Source organism: Streptomyces sp. NPDC031274, from assembly GCF_055570235.1.
Genome location: NZ_JBVIHP010000021.1, coordinates 117,681 through 136,941, shown reverse-complemented (window position 1 = coordinate 136,941; position 19,261 = coordinate 117,681). Strand labels below are relative to the sequence as shown.

The window sequence follows — 19,261 nt, the reverse complement described above, 5'->3', positions numbered from 1 at the left end:
CACGCAGCACCTGAACAGGGAAGCCGACATGGCGGGTCCCGCCGCACCCGCCAGACCGCACGACGGCGGCCCGCCCACCCGCAAGCGGCGCCCCTGGGACGAGGCCCCCCGCTGGCAGATCTACCTCCCGCTCGGCATCTACCTCCTCTTCACCCTCATCCCCTTCTACTGGATGCTGCTCTTCGCGATCCGCCCCGCGGGCTCGACCTCGCTGCTTCCCTGGCCGATCACGTTCGAGCACTTCGACAAGGTGTGGACGGAGCGGAGCTTCGCGCTCTTCTTCCAGAACAGCCTCATCGTCGGCCTCCTGTCGATGCTGATGACGACGCTCGTCGCCCTCGCCGGCGGCTACGCACTCGCCCGCTTCGACTTCAAGATCAAGCGCGGCTTCATGCTGGCGCTGCTGTGCTCGCAGTTCATCCCCGGCGCACTGATGCTGGTGCCGCTCTTCCAGATCTTCGCCAACCTCCAGATGATCAACTCGCTCGGCAGCGTCATCATCGCCGAGGCCGTCTTCCAGCTGCCGCTCTCGATGATCCTGATCAGCGGGTTCATCAAGAACGTGCCGTACTCCCTGGAGGAGGCCGCCTGGGTCGACGGCTGCGGACGCTTCCGCGCCTTCTGCGCCGTCGTCCTGCCTCTCCTGCGGCCGGGTCTGATCGCGGTCGGCTCCTTCGCCTTCGTGCACAGCTGGAACCACTTCCTCTTCGCTCTGATGTTCCTCTCCAACCAGGACAAGCAGACGATCCCGGTCGGCCTCGCCACCCTGATGGGCGCCGACAGCGTCGACCTCGGGGCGCTCGCGGCGGGTGGCGTCATCGCCGCCCTGCCCGTGGTGATCGTCTTCGCCTTCATCCAGAAGTGGCTGGTCACGGGGTTCAGCGCCGGGGCGGTGAAGGGATGAGCACCGCGCCCTTCAGCAGGAGGATCCGATGAACCGCGGCCCGGGGCCCGCGGCGCCCCGCACCCCGCTGCCGCTCGTCCTCGCCGGTGCGCGCGGGCACGGCAGATGGCACCTGGAGAACATCCGCCGGCTCCAACAGGACGGTCTCGTACGGCTCGTGGGGATCTGTGAGCTCGACCCGCTGACCGGCGCCGAGCTCGACGGGGTGCTGGGTGAGCCCGCCCAGTCCCCGGACTTCGCCGCTCTGCTCGATGCCACCTCGGCCGCCGTCGCCGTCATCTGCACACCCATCCCCACCCACGCCGACCTGGCCGTCGCCGCCGCCGCGCGGGGCGTGCACCTGCTCCTGGAGAAGCCGCCCGCCCCTTCGTACGCCGACTTCCGGCGGATCACCGACGCGGTGGCCGCGGCGGGCGTGGCCTGCCAGGTCGGTTTCCAGTCGCTCGGCTCGCACGCCGTGCCCGCCATCCGCGCCCTCGTCGCCGACGGGGTGATCGGTGAGCCGGTGGGCGTCGGCGCGGCCGGGGCCTGGGCGCGTGACGAGGCCTACTACCGGCGTGCGCCCTGGGCGGGGCGGCGCCGCCTGGGCGGCGTGGACGTCGTGGACGGGGTTCTCACCAACCCCCTCGCCCACGCCGTCGCCACCGCCCTGGCGGTCGACGGGTCCGTGGGGGCCGAGGACGTCACGCGGGTGGACACGGAGCTGTTCCGCGCCAACGCCATCGAGTCCGACGACACCTCCTTCGTGGGAATCACGACGGCGCGCGGCGGCCGTATCGGGGTCGCCGCGACCCTCTGCGCCGAGCGTCCCGACGAGCCGTACGTCATCGTCCACGGCACCAAGGGCCGCATCACGTTCTGGTACAAGCAGGACCGGGTGCTCGTGCAGCGCGCCGGGCACGGGCCCGATGAGGTCCTGCACGGGCGGACGGATCTCCTCGAGAACCTCGTCGAGCATCTCGCGGGCCGTGCGGAGCTGCTGGTGCCACCGTCGTCGACGGGTGCCTTCATGAAGGTCGTCGAGTCGGTCCGCCTGGCGCCCGATCCGCACCCGCTGCCGGTCGAGGCCTGGCGCAGTGTGCCCGGTGAGCACGAAGGCGTACGGCGCCGGGTCGTGCACGGCATCGACGGGCTCGTCGCGGCGAGCGCCGACACGCTGTGCGGCTATGCGGAGCTCGGCACGTTCTGGGCGCTGCCGGAGCAGTCGCCCGCGTCCCGGCCCGCCGCCCGGCAGGCCCCTGACACCCGGGCCGCCCCCACCGCCGGGCCCTCCACCTCTCGCACCCCCACCGCCGAGACCCCACAGAGGTGAGAACGCCATGAACAGAACCGCGACCGACTCCGCGCTCATGCTGCGCTGCTCGGGCCGCCCCGTAGGCCGCTACGTCATCCACCCCTCGGTCGATCCACGGCTCGCGCCCCGCCCCTACCTCCACCCCGTGCGCACCTTCGGCGGCCTCCCCGTCACCGAGTCCGGCCCGGCCGACCACCCGCACCACCTCGGCGTGGGTGTCGCCGTGCCCGACGCGGCGGGCCGCAACTTCTGGGGCGGGCGCACCTACGTACGCGACCAGGGGCCGACCGAGCTCGACAACCACGGTGAACAGCGCCACCTGGAGTTCAAGCTGCGCGACCCCGACGGATTCGTCGAGGAGATCGGCTGGCTCGACGGGGAGTGCGAGCTGCTTCGCGAGCGGCGGACCGTCGCCGTCACGCCCCTCACCACGTCCGCCTGGGCCCTCGACTTCACGTTCTCCCTCACCAACCCCGCCGACGCGGAGATCTCGATCGGCAGCCCCGCCACCAACGGCCGCCCCGGCGCCGCCTACGGAGGCTTCTTCTGGCGTGCCCCCAAGGAGACGAAGGCCCCCCAGGTGTTCACCGCGGACACCGACGGCGAGGCCGCCGCGCATGGCGCCACGGCCGACTGGCTCGCCCTCGCGGGCCAGGGCTGGACCCTCGTCTTCGCCGGGGCGACGCCCGGGACACGGCGCGACCCGTGGTTCGTGCGGACCGCGGAGTATCCGGGTGTCGGCTCCTCGCTCGCGCATGCGCGGCGCCTGCCGATCGGCCCCGGGGAGACCGTCGTACGCCGTGTCATCACCGTCGTCGCCGACGGCCGCCCGAGCCGGACCGAGGCCGCCGGACTCGTCCGCAAGGCGGTGACCGCGTGAACGCGACCCGCACGAGCTCCGCGCACAGACTTGGCGACCTGGGCGACGGGACCTACCGCAACCCCGTCCTCGCCGCCGACTGGTCCGACCCCGACGTCGTCCGCGTCGGCGACGACTTCTACCTCACCGCGTCCAGCTTCGGGCGCGCCCCGGGACTGCCGCTGCTCCACTCCCGCGACCTGGTGAACTGGACCCTGATCGGGCACGCCCTGGAGCGCCTGGAACCCGCCGAGTCGTTCGCCGCGCCACGGCACGACTGCGGGGTGTGGGCGCCCTCGATCCGGCACCACGAGGGGCGGTTCTGGATCTTCTGGGGCGACCCCGACCACGGCGTGTTCCAGGTCAACTCCCCGGATATTCGAGGGCCTTGGAGCGCGCCGCACCTCGTCAAGGCGGGCAAGGGGCTCATCGACGCCTGCCCGCTGTGGGACGAGGAACGCGGCGACGCGTATCTCGTGCACGCGTGGGCCAAGTCGCGCTCCGGCGTCAAGAACCGGCTCACCGGTCATCGCATGAGCCCCGACGGCCGTGAACTCCTCGACGAGGGGCAGGTGCTGGTCGACGGCGACCGGCTCCCCGGCTGGTTCACGCTGGAGGGGCCCAAGCTCTACCGTCACGACGGCTGGTTCTGGATCCTCGCCCCGGCCGGCGGGGTGGAGACCGGCTGGCAGGGCGCCTTCCGCTCACGGACCTTCCACGGTCCCTACGAGGAGCGGATCGTCCTGGAGCAGGGCGACACCGACGTCAACGGCCCCCACCAGGGCGGCTGGGTGCGCACCCCGTCCGGCGAGGACTGGTTCCTGCACTTCCAGCAGCGCGGCGCCTACGGCCGTGTCGTCCACCTCCAGCCGCTGCACCGGGACACGGACGGCTGGCCGGTGATCGGGCACGGCGGCACCCCCGTCGACGTACACAAGAAGCCCGACCTGCCGCCGCAGCCCGTGTCGGCGCCCGCCACCGACGACGACTTCCCCGGCGGACGCCACGGCCGCCAGTGGCAGTGGTCCGCCAACCCTGGTGACGGCTGGGCGACTTCGCACGCGGCGGACGGCCTGCGCCTCTCCTGCGTCCGGTCCGCGGACGCCCACGACCTGCGCCGCCTGCCGCACGTCCTGACCCAGCGTCTTCCGCTCACGCCGTGCACCGTCGAGGTCGGCCTGCGCCTCGACGGCACCGCGGCCGACGCCAGGGCCGGACTCGCCGTGCTCGGCGACGCCTTCAACTGGATCGGCCTCGAACGCGACGGCGACGGAGCGGTCCGCCTCGTCCACCGGTTCGCCGAGTCCGTCGCCGAACGGGAACGCGACGCGGAGCATCCTCGCCCCGCGCCCGACGGCACCGCGCGGCTGCGGATCGACATCACGGACGGCGCACGCTGCCGCTTCTCCGCGGACACCGGCGACGGCTTTTGGCCATCGGGGCAGGTCTTCACCGCGACGCCGTGGCGGTGGGTGGGCGCGCTGCTCGGCCTGTTCGCCACGGCACCGGCAGGGCGGAACGCGGCCGGGACGGCCCTGTTCACGCACTTCCGGATCACCACTGCCTGACTCTGCCTGTCTGAGCCTGTCTCTGCCTGACTGATCCTGCCCGTACGCCTGTTGGGAGCCGCAATGGAGCAGCACCTGCGCAGCAGCACCGGACGCCTGAGGTCACGTGCCCTCGCGGCGGTGGCCGCGCTGGCCGTCGTCCTCGGCCTGACGGCCGTGCACGACCCGGCGCGGGCCTCGGCCGCCCCGGCCCACGACCGCCTCTCCGGCACCCCGCACGGTTTCGCCTCGCTGGCCGGAGGCACCACCGGGGGCGCGGGCGGCAAGGTCGTCACCGTCACCGACCGGGCCTCGCTCGCCAAGTACGCGGGCGCCGCCGAGCCCTACGTCATCCGCGTGAAGGGCACGGTGGCCGTCGAGCCGTTCGGCTCGGACATCGTGGTCGCCTCGGACAAGACGATCGTCGGCGTCGGCGGAACCGGCGAGATCGTCCACGGCGAGCTGCACCTGAACCCCGGCACGAGCAACGTCATCATCCGCAACCTGACCATCCGCGACTCGTACGTGGACGGCGACTGGGACGGCAAGACGCAGGACTTCGACGCGATCCAGCTGGACTCCGTCGACCACGTCTGGATCGACCACAACCGGCTCACGCGCATGGGCGACGGCCTGATCGACCTGCGCAAGGACAGCGAGTACATCACGGTCTCGTACAACCGCTTCGAGAACCACAACAAGGCGTTCGGCATCGGCTGGACCGACCAGGTCAAGACGCAGGTGACCATCGACCACAACTGGTTCAGCGGCACCAAGCAGCGCAATCCGTCCGCCGACAACTGTGCCTACGCGCACCTCTACAACAACTACGTGTCGGCGCAGGTCGCCGACGGCGACCCGGTGTGGACGTACGGCAACTGGGCGCGCGGCAAGACGAAGATGGTCATCGAGAACAGCTTCTACGAGGACGTACAGCACCCCTACCAGGCCGACGAGACGGCCGAGTTGGTGCAGCGCGGCTCGATCGTGAAGAACACGACGGGACGCCACGACGCGTGGGGCACGGCCTTCGACCCGCGCGCCTTCTACGCCTACGACCTCGACCCGGCGGCGGCCGTCCCGCGCCTGGTGAAGAAGTTCTCCGGACCGCAGCCGGCGATCGCCTCCTGACCCCACAGCACCTCGCACCATCCGACCCGCACATCTGAAGAAGAGAGCCGACCATGAACATCACCATCCGTAGAGGCAGAGACAGAGACAGAAGCCGTCGCGCGGTGGCCGCCGTCGCCCTCACCGCCGCGTTCGCGCTGACCGCCACCGCCTGTGGCGACGACGGCAGCGGGTCCGGCGGGGACAAGGGCAAGGAGGGTTCCGGGAAGGGCGAGATCACCTTCTGGGACAACAACGGCGGTGTCCGCACCGACGTCTGGAAGGAGATCATCAAGGACTTCGAGGCGCAGAACCCGGACATCCACGTCAAGTACGTGCCGATCCCCGCCGAGAGCGTCCAGTCCAAGTACGACACCGCCATCCAGGGCGGCGGCCTTCCCGACGTCGGCGGCGTCGGTGCGGCGATGCTCGCGGGGATCTCCGCGCAGAACGCCCTCGAGCCGCTGGACGACCGGCTGAGCGGGAGCTCCCTGGAGGGCGAGCTGAACCCGGGCATGGTCGACAGCGTCCGGGCGGCGGGCGGCGGCAACCGGCTCTTCACGGTGCCGACGTCCGCGAGCAACGGTGTGCTGTACTACCGCACCGATCTGTTCAAGTCGGCTGGCCTCGACGCCCCCACCAACTGGAGCAAGTTCTACGAGGCGGCGAAGAAGCTCACCGCCAAGGGCGACAACAAGTTCGGGTACACCATTCGCGGCGGCGAGGGTTCCATCGCCCAGGCGCTCGACGCGGCTTACGGTCAGTCCGGCATCGGTTCGTTCTGGGACGGCGACAAGACCACCGTCAACGACCCCAAGAACGTGGAGGCGTTGAAGAAGTACGTCGCGCTCTACAAGAACAACACCCCCGCGGCCGATGTCAACAACGACTTCAAGAAGATGAACGCCCAGTGGGACACGGGCCAGATCGGCATGCTCAGCCACAACCTCGGCTCCTACACGGACCATGTGAAGGCACTCGGTGAGGGCAAGTTCCGCGGCCTGCCCAACCCGACGACCGATGCGGGCATTCGCGTCCAGGTCTCCAACCCCGTCGACGGGCTCGGCCTGTTCAAGTCCAGCAAGAAGAAGGCGGCGGCCTGGAAGTTCATCGAGTTCGCGGCCTCGCACAAGTCCAACAGCAAGTGGAACAAGTCGGCGGGCGCCATCCCCGCCAACACCGCGGCCTCCAAGGACGCCTGGGTGAACGCGGCGGAGCCCACGAAGCTGGCCGCCGCGGCGCTCAACGACGGCTCCCTGAAGATCGTGCAGCTGCCGTACTACCTGCCTGACTGGAACACCATCAGCAAGGCCGACAACGAGCCGAACTACCAGAAGGTCCTGCTCGGCAAGATGTCCGCGAAGGACTTCCTCGACACGCTCGCCGAGCAGCTCAACAAGGCTCAGGCCGAGTGGAACGAACAGAACAAGTGACAGCGCGCCCCGCGCACGGCGTCGGCCGACGCCGTGCGGTCGCGGCCCTCGCGAGCCTTCCGCTCGCGGTGGCCGCGGCCCCGGCGGCGTTCAGCCACTCAGGACGAGAGAATCCCGGAGCGGCTCCCGCGAGCACGCTCTACATCGCCGGGGACTCCACCGCCGCGCAGAAGTACACCGACGCGGCGCCCGAGACCGGCTGGGGCATGGCCCTTCCCTTCTTCCTCCACGACCGCCGCCCGCGGGTCGCCAACCACGCTGTGAACGGCCGGAGTTCGAAGAGCTTCGTCGACGAGGGCCGCCTCGCCGTGATCCTGGAGGCGATCCGACCCGGCGACCGCCTTCTCATCCAGTTCGCGCACAACGACGAGAAGAGCGCCGATCCGACGCGCTACACCGAGCCCTGGTCCACGTATCAGGAGTACTTGAAGAGGTACGTCGACGGGGCTCGGTCCCGTGGCGCGCGGCCGGTGCTCGCGACCGCCGTCGAGCGCAGGAAGTTCGACGCGGACGGCACCGCGCTGCCCACCCACGGCGACTATCCGGCCGCGATGCGGGCGCTCGCCGAGGCCGAAGGCGTGCCGCTGCTCGACGTGCAGGCCCTGTCGCTCGCCCTGTGGCAGAGGCTCGGCGTCGAGGAGACCAAGGCGTACTTCAACTGGACCGCCACCGAGCAGGACAACACGCACTTCAATCCGCCGGGCGCGATCGCCGTGGCGCGTCTGGTGGCGGCCGAACTGCTGCACCGCAACGTGCTCGCACCGCGGGACGTGCGCCGGCTCGACGCCGCGATACCCGATTCCTGGATCACCTGGCCGGAAGGACCGTAACGATGAGGGCTACGAGAACGACGCGCACGACTGGCACAGCTGTACGCAGATCTCTCACCCTGCTCGCGGGGTGCACCGCGCTTGTCGTGGCCGTCACGAGCGCACCGGCCTCGGCCGCGGTCGCACGCGACGTGCTGCCGCGCGGCGACGGCTGGGCGTCCGCCGACGGGGGAACCACCGGGGGCGCGCGGGCCGATGCCGCGCACACCTACACGGTCACCACCTGGGAGGAGCTGCGCGCCGCGCTCGCGGACGACGCGGGCGCTCCCCGGATCATCAAGGTCAAGGGCACGCTGAACGCCACGGCCGAGGGCTGCGCCGCGTTCGAGGCCGATGGCTACGACTTCGACCAGTACCTCGCCGACTACGACCCCGCGGTGTGGGGGTACGACACGCCGGTCAGCGGCGCGCAGGAGGACCTGCGGGCGGCGTCGGCGACCCGGCAGGGCGCGGCGATCAAGGCGTACGTCCCCGCCGACACGACCATCGTGGGCGTCGGCAAGGGCGCCGGGATCGTCGGCGGCAGCCTGCAGATCCAGGGCGTGGACAACGTGGTCGTCCGCGACCTGACGCTGGAGAGCCCGCTTGACTGCTTCCCGCAGTGGGATCCCACGGACGGCGACAGGGGGGCCTGGAACTCCGAGTACGACAGCATGGTCGTCCACGGCTCGACGCATGTGTGGGTCGACCACAACACGTTCACCGACGGCGAGCACCCCGACAGTTCGCTGCCGTCCTACTACGGCGAGATCTATCAGCAGCACGACGGCGAGCTGGACGTCGTACGCGGCGCCGACCTGGTCACCGTCTCCTGGAACGTCTTCGCCGACCACGACAAGACCCTGATGATCGGCAACAGCGACAGCGCGGGCGCCACGGACCGCGGCAAGCTGCGGGTCACTCTGCACCACAACGTCTTCAGGGACATCGTCGAGCGGGCGCCGCGTGTCCGCTTCGGGCAGGTCGACACGTACAACAACCACTACGTGGTCCCCGCGGGCGGCTATCAGTACTCCTTCGGCATCGGCCAGGAGTCCCGGCTCGTCGCGCAGAAGAACGCGTTCACGCTCCCGGGCGGGGTCGGCGCGGGGAAGATCCTCAAGAAGTGGAAGGAGGCGCCGGTCACCGCCGACGCCAACTACGTCAACGGCAAGCGCGTCGATCTCATCGCCGTCCACAACGCGGAGATCCCTCAGGAGACCCTCCAGTCGGGTGCGGGCTGGACGCCGACCCTGCGGACACGGGTGGACGATCCGCGCAAGCTGCCGGGACTGCTGAGGCGTGACGCGGGCGCGGGCAAGCAGCACCGCTGAGCTCCCTCTCAAGCTCCCCCTCCCCCCACCTCCACCTTTTCCTGACTGAGCCGCACAGCGAAGGATCAGCCATGCCCTCGCACCACTCCCTCAGAGCCCTCAGCCGCCGTACGTTGCTCACCACGGGCGCGGGTGCGGGCGCCGCCCTCGCCCTCGGCACCACGGTCCCCGCCCGCGCCGCCGGGCCCCGCCCCACCCGTCGGACGCTGTACGTCGACCCGGCGGGCCGCGGCGACCACACCACCGTGCAGGCCGCAGTGAACGCCGCTTCCGGTACGTCCTGGACGCTGGTCCTCGCCCCGGGCACGTACCGCGAGACGGTGACCGTGCCCGAGACGAGTGCGGGGCTCACGCTCGTCGGCGCGAGCGGCGACCCGCGCGACACGGTCATCGTGTACGACAACGCCGCGGGCACCCCGAAGCCCGACGGGTCCGGCACCTACGGCACCAGCGGCTCGGCCACCACGACCGTGCGGGCCGCCGGTTTCACCGCCCACGCCCTCACGTTCGCCAACGACTGGCTGCGGGCGGACCACCCCGACTACACCGGAACCCAGGCCGTCGCCCTCAAGGTGACGGGCGACCGCTCGGCGTTCTTCGGCTGCCGATTCCTGGGCCACCAGGACACCCTCTACGCCGACACCGCGGACCTGGGCGTCTTCGCCCGCCAGTACTTCCGCGACTGCTATGTGGAGGGTGACGTCGACTTCGTCTTCGGCCGTGCCACGGCGGTCTTCGAGCGCTGCCGCTTCCACACGCTCACCCGGAGCGACCTGGCAGCGGCTCCGTACGGCTTCGTCTTCGCGCCGTCCACCGCGGCGGCCAACCCGCGCGGCTACCTGGGCACCCGGAGCCGGGTGACGAGCGGCGCCCCGGACGCGTACTACAAACTGGCCCGCCCCTGGGTCCCCAGTTCGGACACGACGGCCCGCCCCATGCTGACGGTGCGCGAGACCCACCTGGGGCGCGGCATCGACGCGGTGGCCCCGTACGCGAACATGCGTGACGCCCATCCCTGGCAGGACCAGCGGTTCGCCGAGTACCGCAACACGGGGCCGGGGGCGGCTGTCACGGTCCCGCTGAACCGCCCCCAACTCACCCGAGGACAGGCCCAGTCGGCTACGCGGGGCGGCTACCTGACTGACTGGAGGCCAAGGGCGTGATGCGCGGGTCACGGTCATCGGTCCGCTCGGCCTGTGCCGGTGGACCGGTCCGTCGCAGGACAGTGAGGGCGACGAGGGCGGCGGCGACCAGGAGTCCGGCGCCGAGGGTCAGACCGAGCGCGTAGCCGTCGTTGAGGGCGGCGGGCGTGGCGCTCGTGCCGGAGCGGTGGTGTGCCGCGGCGCCGAGAGCGGCGAGTCCGATCGAGGCGCCGATCTGGCGTGAGCTGTTGAGCAGCCCCGACGCGGTGCCGGTCTCGTGGGGCGCGACACCGGCGGTGGCGATGGAGACGACCGGTCCGAGGCAGAGCCCGAAGCCGACACCGATGACGATCGACGGCCCCAGGACGTCGGTGGTGTAGGAGCCGTCGGGGCTGATCAGGCCGAACCAGGCGAGCCCGGTCGCGGTCAGCAGGGCGCCGATGACGAGAGGGGTACGGGGGGCCAGGCGGTAGGCGAGTTTGACGGCGAGCACGGATCCGGCGGCCACCGCGAGAGCCAGCGGCAGGAACATGACCCCGGTCAGCGCCGGTCCCGTACCGAGGACTTGTTGGAGGTAGAGGGACGCGAAGTAGAAGGTCGAGGTCATGGCCGCACCGATCAGGAGGTTGCCGGCGTTCGCGCCGGCGACCGAGCGGTTGGCGAAGAGGCCGAGCCGGACCAGCGGATCGCGGGTGGTGGTGCGCTCGACGTGCAGGAACGCCGCAAGGAGTGCGGCAGCGACCGCCAGCGTCGTCAGGGTGACCGGCGAGGTCCACGCGTACTGATCGGTGCGGACCACCCCGAACACCAGGAGCGTCATGCCCGCTGTGACCAGGACGGCACCGAGCACGTCCGGACGGCCGGCGCGGGCGGTCGCCGGCCCCGCGGCGACGCCGCGCCAGGCCAGTACCAGTGCGCAGGCGGCCATCGGCACGTTCACGAACATCACCCAGCGCCAGTCGGCGTACTGGGTGAGCAGGCCGCCGATCAGGACGCCGAGAGCGCCTCCGGCGGCGTTCGTCGCGCTCCACACTCCGAAGGCCCGGATGCGGGCCCTGCCCGTGGGGAACGTCGCCGTCAGCAGCGAAAGGGCGGCCGGAGCCAGTGCGGCGGCCCCGACGCCCTGCACGGCTCGGGCGGCGACGAGCTGGCCCGGCGACTGGGCGAAGCCGCCGACGAGCGACGCCAGAGCGAACAGGCCGAGCCCGAGCATCAGGACCCGCCCCCGGCCGTACCGGTCGGCGGCCTTTCCGCCGAGCAGGAGCAGCCCGCCGAAGGTGAGGGCGTAGGCATGGATCACCCAGGTCAGGCCCACCGCGCTGAAGCCGAGCCCGGCGGCGATCTGTGGGAGTCCGACGTTCACCACGGACAGGTCGAGCGACACCATGAACTGCACGACCGCCACCACGACGAGCGTGAGCCCTGGCCTGACATCTGAACTATTCATCACTGCGAACTCCGTTGCTGGCAGCGCCCGTTAACTTCCGGAACGACTTTCGGAACATGTTCCGAAAGTAGCACCGAGACGGCCCGCTGTGAACACGAAGGCTGAATCCGCACCCGTATCAAGGCGGCGGAGGGCGGGGCGGCATGATGGTGCGATGGCCCGATCTCCCGCACCGCACGGCCGCACCGGCCGCCCGCCCGTGACCTCCCGCGCGCAGATCCTGGTGGCGGCCCGCGAGCTGATCGAGCGGGACGGCTGGGAGAAGCTGACCATCCGCCGTCTCGCCGCCGAGCTCGGCATCGGGGCGACGACGCTGTACCACCACATCCGGGACAAGGAGGACCTGCTGATCCTCCTGCTCAACCACTACATCTACGAGATCGAACGCCCCCAACTGCCCAGTGACCCGCGGGAACGCATCGTCATGGGGGCCACCGCGGTGCACGACGCCCTGTCCGCGTGGCCATGGGCCGCGGAGATCGTCACGGCCGACGGTTTCATCGCCCTGCTCGACGAGTCGGCCCTCTGGATGATCGAAGCCATCCTGGCCGGAGCCGACGACTACGGATGCGCCCCCGAACAGACCGTCCACATCCTGCGCAGCCTCTGGTACTACACCGTCGGCGAGGTCCTCGTCCGGGCCCGCTCTCCCCACCGGCGGCCGGGCGGCGAACTCCCCGCCCCGCGCTTCGCGTTCGACGCGTCCCGGGTTCCCCATCTGGCCGCCATCGGCGACCGGTGGGTTCCGCTGGCGGCCAGGGACACCTACGTCCAGGGACTGCGCGCGTTCGTCGACGGGCTGCTCGCGCACGTCACGCCGACGCCCCTGCCGGACACGGCGAAGGGCCACCAGTGACCGGCCGGTCGGCCGCTGGTGGCCCGGGTATGACGGCTGCTACTGGTAGCTGATGTCCGACGCGCTGTACTTGCAGTACGTGCCGTCGGCGCCGCTGCCCGTCTCGACGGGCTCGGCGCCCGAGGAGTTGCCCGTGTAGCGGATACAGGGCTTGATCTTCTTGCTGCTGTCGCCGTGGATGCGGACCTTGCTCAGGGTCGCCGTGTCGCCGTAGTTGGTGTTGATGCCGACCAGGGACTTGCCGGGCGCGGTCACGTCCACGTCGTTGATGGTGATCGTGCGCTTGTACTGCTTGGAGCAGTTGCCGCAGGAGCGGACCAGCTTGCCGAAGTCCGAGACCTGGAATCCGGAGATGTTCAGCTTGCCCGCGCCGTTGAACTGGAGGACCTTGTCGTCGGCCTTCTTCGCGCCGCCGCCGGTCACGTTGTACACGGAACTGGTCGAGGTGCCCTTGAAGCTGGCCGCGTCCTCGCCGACGTCCTCCCACCACACGTTCTGGATGGTGCAGCTGCCCGAGCAGTGCACGCCGTCGGCGGCGGGCTTGCCGATCACGACGTTCTTCAGGACGGCGCCGTCCTTCAGCTTGAAGATCGGGTCCTGGCCCTCTTCCTGGCCGTCGCCGCCGAGGTCTCCGCTGCCGTAGAAGCGCTGGAGTCCGCCGTCGTAGGTGCCGGACACCTCGATGGTCTTGGTGACGGCCTTGTCGCCGGTGGGCGTGGGCCAGGCGGCCGCGGCGGTCGCTGCTCCCGCCGGGGAGAGCAGCACGTTGGCGCCCAGGGTGGCGCCGGTCAGCAGGAGCGCGCCGCCCGCCGCGCCCACGACGCGGCGGCGGGTGAGGCGGCGCTTGCTGCTCTTGCGCAGTTCGGCTCGTTGCGTGGTCATGGGGACCGCTCTTTCGCTGGGGGGATGACCTTGCGTCTGCTGGTCTCCGCCCGGATGCGGAAGGTTGCCGCCCTGCCGAGAGTTTCTCCGGCGCGCTAGGAAGTGCGGGCGAAGTCGCCCCGTATGGCCGCCCTTTGGCCCGACGCGGTCGCCTCCGCCGCGTACGTGTCCTCGCCGGCGTCCCTGCCGCCCTCGGCGTGGTTGTACTGGCCCGCGAAGACGTGCTCCCCCGCCGGGACCGTCCGGCCCGCCTTCAGCGTCCAGCGGTAGACCAGCTCACCGCCCTGCTCGCGTACGGAGACGGTGAAGTCGTCGGCGGGCAGGGAACGCCAGTTGCCCGCGTCGGCGACCCCGCCGGTCTGCGCGACACGCAGTTCGACGGTGAGCGCGGTGAGGGGTTTCCCGGTCTTGAAGGTGAGGGTGCTCTGCGCCCAGAAGTCGTTGCTCTGCGGGTCGATGGAGCCGTCGCTCCAGAGGTAGCCGTCCTCGACGCCCTTGGCCTGCGGCGCCACACGCCCGGTGGACGGCGGGGGTGGGGACTTCTTCGGCGGCCGGTCCGCGTCCTGGTCCGTGCCTCTGTCCGGCGCGCCCGTCGTGGCCCTGCCCGACGGGTGCGTGGGCTCGGCGGGTGAACTCGGCTTGGCGTTCTCGTCGTCCGGCGCGGAGGCGGAGGGGCCCGGCGCGGACGGCGATTCGGGGGCGGCGGGTGTGCCCACGGTGCGGGGCGGCGGATCGCCGCCCTGGACGACGGAGGCGACGGCGTAACCGCCGAGCGCGAAGACTCCGGCCACGGCGGCCGTCGCGCCCGCTATCCGCAGCCAGGGGGCGGGCCGTGGCAGCCTGCCGCGGGACGGGGCACCGGGGTCGACGGCGTCGCGCTCCATGCCGCGCTCGATCCGGGCGAGCATCCGTTCCCGGTCGGGGCGGTGCTCGGCCGCGGCATCGTGCAGGTGCCCCCGTACGTCGTCCATCACTGCCTCCCTCCCACGAGTTGCGACGCGGCCAGTTCGCCCAGGAGCCGTTGCAGCTCCGCCATTCCCTTGGACGTCTGGCTCTTCACCGTACCGACCGATATGCCGAGGGTGAGCGCGGTGTCCTTCTCCGACAGGTCGAAGGCGTGCCGCAGGACCACACAGGCCCGCTTACGGAACGGCAGCGTACGCAACGCCTCCTGGACATCGACGACCGCGGGTACGTCGGGGTCGTCGACGCCCTCCGCCCGCTGCCCCCAGAACAGCGCCACACGGCGGCGCTCCCGGACGGCGCTGCGGATGCGGGTGCGCGCCATGTTGGCGACGACCCCACGGGCGTACGCGGCCGGGTGATCGGCGGCGCGCACCCGGTCCCAGCGGTGCCAGAGAGCGACCAGGGCGTCCGCCGCCAGATCGTCCGCGGCATCCTTCTCGCCGGTCAACATGTGGGCGAGGCGCGCCAGTTCGGCGTAGTGCCGCTCGAAGAAATCATGGAACTCCGCGGCGGCTGCGTCGTCGACGGCTGTCCCCACGGGTGACCTCTTTCCTGTGCCTGCGCGGCTCTGCACGCGCACTGGTGGCCCCCGTACCGCCGAAGCGCGGTGCGCGAGCATAGCAACGTCTGTGCGAGAGATCGAACATCGTCCGTAATCCCAGTCAGGTCTGAGCCAAGGAGCCAAGGAGCCAAGGCCAGAGGCCGGGCGGTACGGGTCATCCGGTCCTGTTCAGGTACTGCGGGACCGGTGCCGCGTCGGTGCCGGTGTCCCGTACGCGGCCGTAGCGCACCACCCCTCGTGCCGGGTCCGGGGGTTGGATGATGTCGCCGGTCACCGCGGCCCGGTCCGTGGGCTGGACGATGAGGTTGTAGTCGGCGCCGCGCTCATTCTGACGGAGGGTCACTTCGCCGTCGAGATAGTAGTACTCGTTCTGCCACATTTGTTGAGCGCCCTCGGGCAGCACGGTGAAACCGGTGTCCGGCGAGCCCATCCAGGTGTGTGGCCGGTCAGTCGCCGTCGGCATCTGGTCGTCCATGCGCCGCCCGCCGCCGGACGCGACGTGGAAGAGCTTGCCCTTCAGGCCGGTCCAGGTGGGCATGACCAGCGCACCGGCGCGTTCACCGGGCATGATCTGCCAGCGGACCAGCGCGTAGCCGCGCCCGCGCAGGGTGACGGTGTCGCCTCGGTGCACCATCACCGCCTTCGGCCCCGCCGAGCTGGTCATGCCGGTCTCCGTGCGGTGCGGGAGGGTGCCGGGGCGGGCCGACGGGTCGGGGGCGGGCTCGGCCTTGTCGACGACGCTGCCGTAACGAGGGTCCGATTTCTTGGACTTGGCCTTGGACTTGGGCTTGGTACTGGGGGTGCCATCGGGCTCGCGGCTCGGTTTCGGTGATGCGGCCGGTGGCGTGGTCACGGGAGCAGTGGACGCGCTCGTCTTCGGGGCCGGGGCAGCCGCGTGGGGCGGGCGCGGCGGGTCCTGGCGGTCGTGGACCACGTAGGCGCCGCCCGCGACGAGGGTCAGACCGGCCGTGGCGGCGACCGCGGGCTTGCCGAGCAGCTGGAGGATGTGGCCGCTCAGGCCTACCGGGTCGGCGGCAGCGGCCTGTCCCCCGGCGGCCGCCCCCGTGGCCGCGGCCGCCTGAGCCGTGCCCCCGCCGAGCACCCCCGCCAGCGCGTGCAGCGCGAACCCCGCCGGGATCGGCACCAGCGCGAGACCCGCGAGGAGCCGCTCCGCCGGGACGGTGCCGGGAGCCGTGCCGCCGCACCACGGACAGCCGCGCAGATGCCGCAGGATGCGCTTGCGCCACACCGATCCCGGACGCCCGTCCCACTCCGCGGTGGCCCCGGCGAGCGCGGCGCACCTCGGACGGGTGTCGAGGGCGCGTACGAGGGAACGGGCCGTTTCCAGGCGCTCCTTGAGCCGCTGCACCCGTACCGCCGTGTGCTGGCGGGTCAGGCCGAGCGCCCGAGCGAGGTCGGGCCTGCTGAGCGAGCCCGCCACCTCCAGCCACCACAGCGAGAGCAGCTCCCGGTCCTCCGGGTCGAGCCATCGGGTGGCCTCGGCGACCTCGCGGCGCTGCCCCTCCAGGCCGAGGCGCAGTACGGTCAGGCCCGCGAAGTCGCCGTCGGGGTCGGCCGGTTCGCGCTCCAGGGCCGACGCGGGCACGGTCTGCCGGGACCGGGCGGCGCGCGCCCGGTCCCGTATCCGGTGCATGGCGATCGCCACGAGCCAGGACCGGAAGCCGTCCGGGTCGCGGAGTCCGGTGATGGAGCGGACCACGCGCAGCATGGTGTCCTGCACGATGTCGTCGACGTCCGGATGGCCGTCGAGCGCCCGGCCGACGATGTTGTAGACCAGCGGCAGATGCGCGGTGAGCAGCTCGTCGAGTGCGTGCCGGTCACCGGCGCGCGCGGCCTCGACCAGACCGCGTGTCCGGGGCTCTTCCACCGCTGTTCCACTCCTTCGGGTCCCTCTGTCCGGCCCCCCGTCGGCGGGCCGGGAACTGTACCTGACCAGGCCATGAGGGGAGACGCGCGGAGAGCGTCGCCGATAACAGAAACTTTCCGGGCGATGGAGCCGTACAGGCGGCAACCTTTCGCGCGCCCCGCGGCGACACAGCCGAGGCACTGTCTCTCTCCCGCAGGAGCACCCCATGCCCGAGCACCCGTACACCGAACCCCACCGCCGCAGGGGCAGAAGAGCACGGCGCACCCGCGGCCGGGTCCTGCTCACCGCCGTCGTCGCGGGCGCCCTCGCCGCCGGAGGGCTCATCGCCCTGTCGTCCACCTCGTCGGCGGCGACCACCCGCCAGGCCGAGGCCCTTGACCGGGGCGTGGTCAGCGTGCACACCGACGCCGGGAACCTGGTCAGCTGGCGCTGGCTCGGCACCGATGACGACGACGTGGCCTTCAACGTCTACCGAGGGGGTACGAAGGTCAACTCCTCGCCGGTCACCGGCTCGACGAACTACTTCCACGCGGGCGCGCCGAACAGCGCCGACTACACCGTGCGCGCTGTGGTCGACGGCGCCGAGCAGGGCGACTCCGTGCACGCGGTGCAGTTCCGCGCCGGATACAAGGACGTGCCGATCACGCCGCCCGCCGGTGGCACGACCCCGGACGGCGTGGCGTACACCTACGAGGCGAACGACGCGTCCGTCGGCGATCTCGACGGGGACGGCGCCCTGGACTTCGTACTGAAGTGGCAGCCCACCAACGCCAAGGACAACTCCCAGTCCGGCTACACCGGCAACACCGTCATCGACGGCGTCAAGCTGGACGGCACCCGCCTGTGGCGGATCGACCTGGGCAGGAACATCCGCTCGGGCGCGCACTACACGCAGTTCCAGGTGTACGACTACGACGGCGACGGCAGGGCCGAAGTGGCCCTGAAGACGGCGGACGGCACGAAGGACGGCGCGGGCACGGTGATCGGCAGCTCGTCCGCCGACCACCGCAACTCCAGCGGCTACGTCCTGGCCGGGCCCGAGTACCTGACCATGTTCGACGGCCGCTCCGGCGCCGCACTCGACACGGTCGACTACGTCCCTGCGCGCGGCGCCGTCTCGAGCTGGGGCGACAGTTACGGCAACCGTGTGGACCGCTTCCTCGCCGGGACCGCCTACCTCGACGGCGGCAGGCCCTCGCTGATCATGGCGCGCGGCTACTACACGCGGTCCGTCATCGCCGCCTGGGACTGGCGGGGCGGAGCCTTCACCCGGCGCTGGACGTTCGACACCAACGCGTCGACGAACAGCGGCAAGGGGTACGACGGCCAGGGCAACCACAGTCTCTCGGTCGCGGACGTCGACAACGACGGCAAGGACGAGATCGTCTACGGCGCGATGACCGTCGACGACAACGGCAGCGGCCTGTGGACGACCAAGCTCGGGCACGGCGACGCCGGGCACGTCGGCGACCTCGATCCCTCGCGCGCGGGCCTGGAGTACTTCAAGGTGTCCGAGGACAGTTCCAAGCCGGGCTCCTGGATGGCCGACGCCCGTACGGGGCAGCGCCTGTGGACCACGGCATCCGGCTCCGACAACGGCCGGGGCGTGTCCGCCGACATCTACGCCGGTTCCCCGGGCGCCGAGTCGTGGTCCGCGGCCGACAGCACCCTGCGTTCGCCGTCCGGGGCGTCGGTCGGCCGCGAGCCGTCGAGCGTCAACTTCGTGAACTGGTGGGACGGCGACACCACCCGCGAGCTCCTCGACGGCACCCGGATCGACAAGTACGGCACGGGCGGCGAGACCCGGCTCCTCACCGGGGCCTCGGTCGCATCCAACAACGGCACCAAGGCGACGCCCGCGCTCTCGGGCGACATCCTCGGCGACTGGCGCGAGGAAGTCGTGTGGCGCACCTCGGACAACAAGGCACTGCGGATCTACTCCACCCCGCACGAGACAGGCACGAAGATCACCACGCTGCTCCACGACATCCAGTACCGTACGGCGCTGGCCTGGCAGAACACGGCCTACAACCAGCCCCCGCACCCGAGCTTCTTCATCGGCTCCGGCATGGCGAAGGCGCCGCGTCCGGTGGTGTCCACCCCCTGAGGGGTTCCGCGGGGGGGGGGGGGGGGGGGGGGGGCCCCCCCCCCCCCCCCCCCCCCCCCCCCCCCCCAGGACCCTGGGTGAAGAGGTGGGGTCAGCTCTGTCGGGTTGGCCTAGGGGCAGA

General features: G+C 71.3%; 15 protein-coding genes and 1 pseudogene. 11 read left to right on the top strand and 5 right to left on the bottom strand.

Features of this window, described 5'->3' with window-relative positions:
- Nucleotides 1-28: 28 nt before the first annotated feature.
- The 9 genes and pseudogenes from ACZ5CR_RS30145 (at nt 29) to ACZ5CR_RS30105 (ending at nt 10,453) form a co-directional block, all read left to right on the top strand.
- Nucleotides 29-904: a carbohydrate ABC transporter permease gene (locus ACZ5CR_RS30145; protein WP_468863220.1), complete on the top strand. Its 876-nt coding sequence runs from the start codon at nt 29-31 to the stop codon at nt 902-904.
- 28 nt (nt 905-932) lie between these two features.
- Nucleotides 933-2,216, top strand: coding sequence for a Gfo/Idh/MocA family protein (locus ACZ5CR_RS30140; RefSeq protein ID WP_468863120.1), 1,284 nt, complete (start codon nt 933-935; stop codon nt 2,214-2,216).
- 7 nt (nt 2,217-2,223) lie between these two features.
- Nucleotides 2,224-3,078 carry a DUF6807 domain-containing protein gene (locus tag ACZ5CR_RS30135; RefSeq protein ID WP_468863117.1) on the top strand — a complete coding sequence of 285 codons (855 nt, stop codon included), beginning with the start codon at nt 2,224-2,226 and terminating at the stop codon, nt 3,076-3,078.
- Nucleotides 3,075-4,625 carry a glycoside hydrolase family 43 protein gene (locus tag ACZ5CR_RS30130; RefSeq protein WP_468863115.1) on the top strand — a complete coding sequence of 517 codons (1,551 nt, stop codon included), beginning with the start codon at nt 3,075-3,077 and terminating at the stop codon, nt 4,623-4,625. The genes ACZ5CR_RS30135 and ACZ5CR_RS30130 overlap by 4 nt, the downstream gene beginning before the upstream one ends.
- Nucleotides 4,626-4,688: 63 nt before the next feature.
- Nucleotides 4,689-5,732, top strand: a pseudogene (locus ACZ5CR_RS30125) (pectate lyase family protein); the annotation flags it as partial.
- Between the two features lie 56 nt (nt 5,733-5,788).
- Nucleotides 5,789-7,147 carry an ABC transporter substrate-binding protein gene (locus tag ACZ5CR_RS30120; protein ID WP_468863113.1) on the top strand — a complete coding sequence of 453 codons (1,359 nt, stop codon included), beginning with the start codon at nt 5,789-5,791 and terminating at the stop codon, nt 7,145-7,147.
- Nucleotides 7,144-7,977: a rhamnogalacturonan acetylesterase gene (locus tag ACZ5CR_RS30115; RefSeq protein WP_468863111.1), complete on the top strand. Its 834-nt coding sequence runs from the start codon at nt 7,144-7,146 to the stop codon at nt 7,975-7,977. Before ACZ5CR_RS30120 ends, ACZ5CR_RS30115 begins: the two co-directional genes overlap by 4 nt.
- Before the next feature lie 2 nt (nt 7,978-7,979).
- Nucleotides 7,980-9,290 (top strand): pectate lyase family protein, encoded by a 1,311-nt coding sequence (locus tag ACZ5CR_RS30110; protein WP_468863109.1) that lies wholly within the window; start codon nt 7,980-7,982, stop codon nt 9,288-9,290.
- 71 nt (nt 9,291-9,361) lie between these two features.
- Nucleotides 9,362-10,453 carry a pectinesterase family protein gene (locus ACZ5CR_RS30105; protein WP_468863106.1) on the top strand — a complete coding sequence of 364 codons (1,092 nt, stop codon included), beginning with the start codon at nt 9,362-9,364 and terminating at the stop codon, nt 10,451-10,453.
- Here ACZ5CR_RS30105 and ACZ5CR_RS30100 read toward each other — a convergent pair.
- Entirely contained in the window at nt 10,410-11,879 is a 1,470-nt protein-coding gene (locus tag ACZ5CR_RS30100; protein WP_468863104.1) for an MFS transporter, read from the bottom strand. The genes ACZ5CR_RS30105 and ACZ5CR_RS30100 overlap by 44 nt on opposite strands.
- Before the next feature lie 154 nt (nt 11,880-12,033).
- Between ACZ5CR_RS30100 and ACZ5CR_RS30095 the strand changes: the two genes are divergently transcribed.
- Entirely contained in the window at nt 12,034-12,735 is a 702-nt protein-coding gene (locus ACZ5CR_RS30095; protein WP_468863100.1) for a TetR/AcrR family transcriptional regulator, read from the top strand.
- Nucleotides 12,736-12,774: 39 nt separating this feature from the next.
- On the opposite strand, the gene ACZ5CR_RS30090 is transcribed toward ACZ5CR_RS30095, so the two are convergent.
- The 4 genes from ACZ5CR_RS30090 to ACZ5CR_RS30075 all read right to left on the bottom strand — a co-directional run bounded on the left by ACZ5CR_RS30090 (nt 12,775) and on the right by ACZ5CR_RS30075 (nt 17,033).
- Nucleotides 12,775-13,617: a pectate lyase gene (locus tag ACZ5CR_RS30090; RefSeq protein ID WP_468863097.1), complete on the bottom strand. Its 843-nt coding sequence runs from the start codon at nt 13,615-13,617 to the stop codon at nt 12,775-12,777.
- Nucleotides 13,618-13,712: 95 nt separating this feature from the next.
- Nucleotides 13,713-14,588: a hypothetical protein gene (locus tag ACZ5CR_RS30085; RefSeq protein WP_468863095.1), complete on the bottom strand. Its 876-nt coding sequence runs from the start codon at nt 14,586-14,588 to the stop codon at nt 13,713-13,715.
- On the bottom strand, nt 14,588-15,121 hold the full coding sequence (locus ACZ5CR_RS30080; RefSeq protein WP_383265470.1) for a SigE family RNA polymerase sigma factor: 534 nt from the start codon (nt 15,119-15,121) through the stop codon (nt 14,588-14,590). The genes ACZ5CR_RS30085 and ACZ5CR_RS30080 overlap by 1 nt, the downstream gene beginning before the upstream one ends.
- 178 nt (nt 15,122-15,299) lie before the next feature.
- Nucleotides 15,300-17,033, bottom strand: a complete 1,734-nt coding sequence (locus ACZ5CR_RS30075) for an RNA polymerase sigma factor (protein WP_468863092.1) — start codon at nt 17,031-17,033, stop codon at nt 15,300-15,302.
- Nucleotides 17,034-17,238: 205 nt separating this feature from the next.
- On the opposite strand from ACZ5CR_RS30075, the gene ACZ5CR_RS30070 reads away from it, so the two are divergent.
- Nucleotides 17,239-19,140 carry a rhamnogalacturonan lyase gene (locus tag ACZ5CR_RS30070; RefSeq protein WP_468863089.1) on the top strand — a complete coding sequence of 634 codons (1,902 nt, stop codon included), beginning with the start codon at nt 17,239-17,241 and terminating at the stop codon, nt 19,138-19,140.
- Nucleotides 19,141-19,261: the final 121 nt, after the last annotated feature.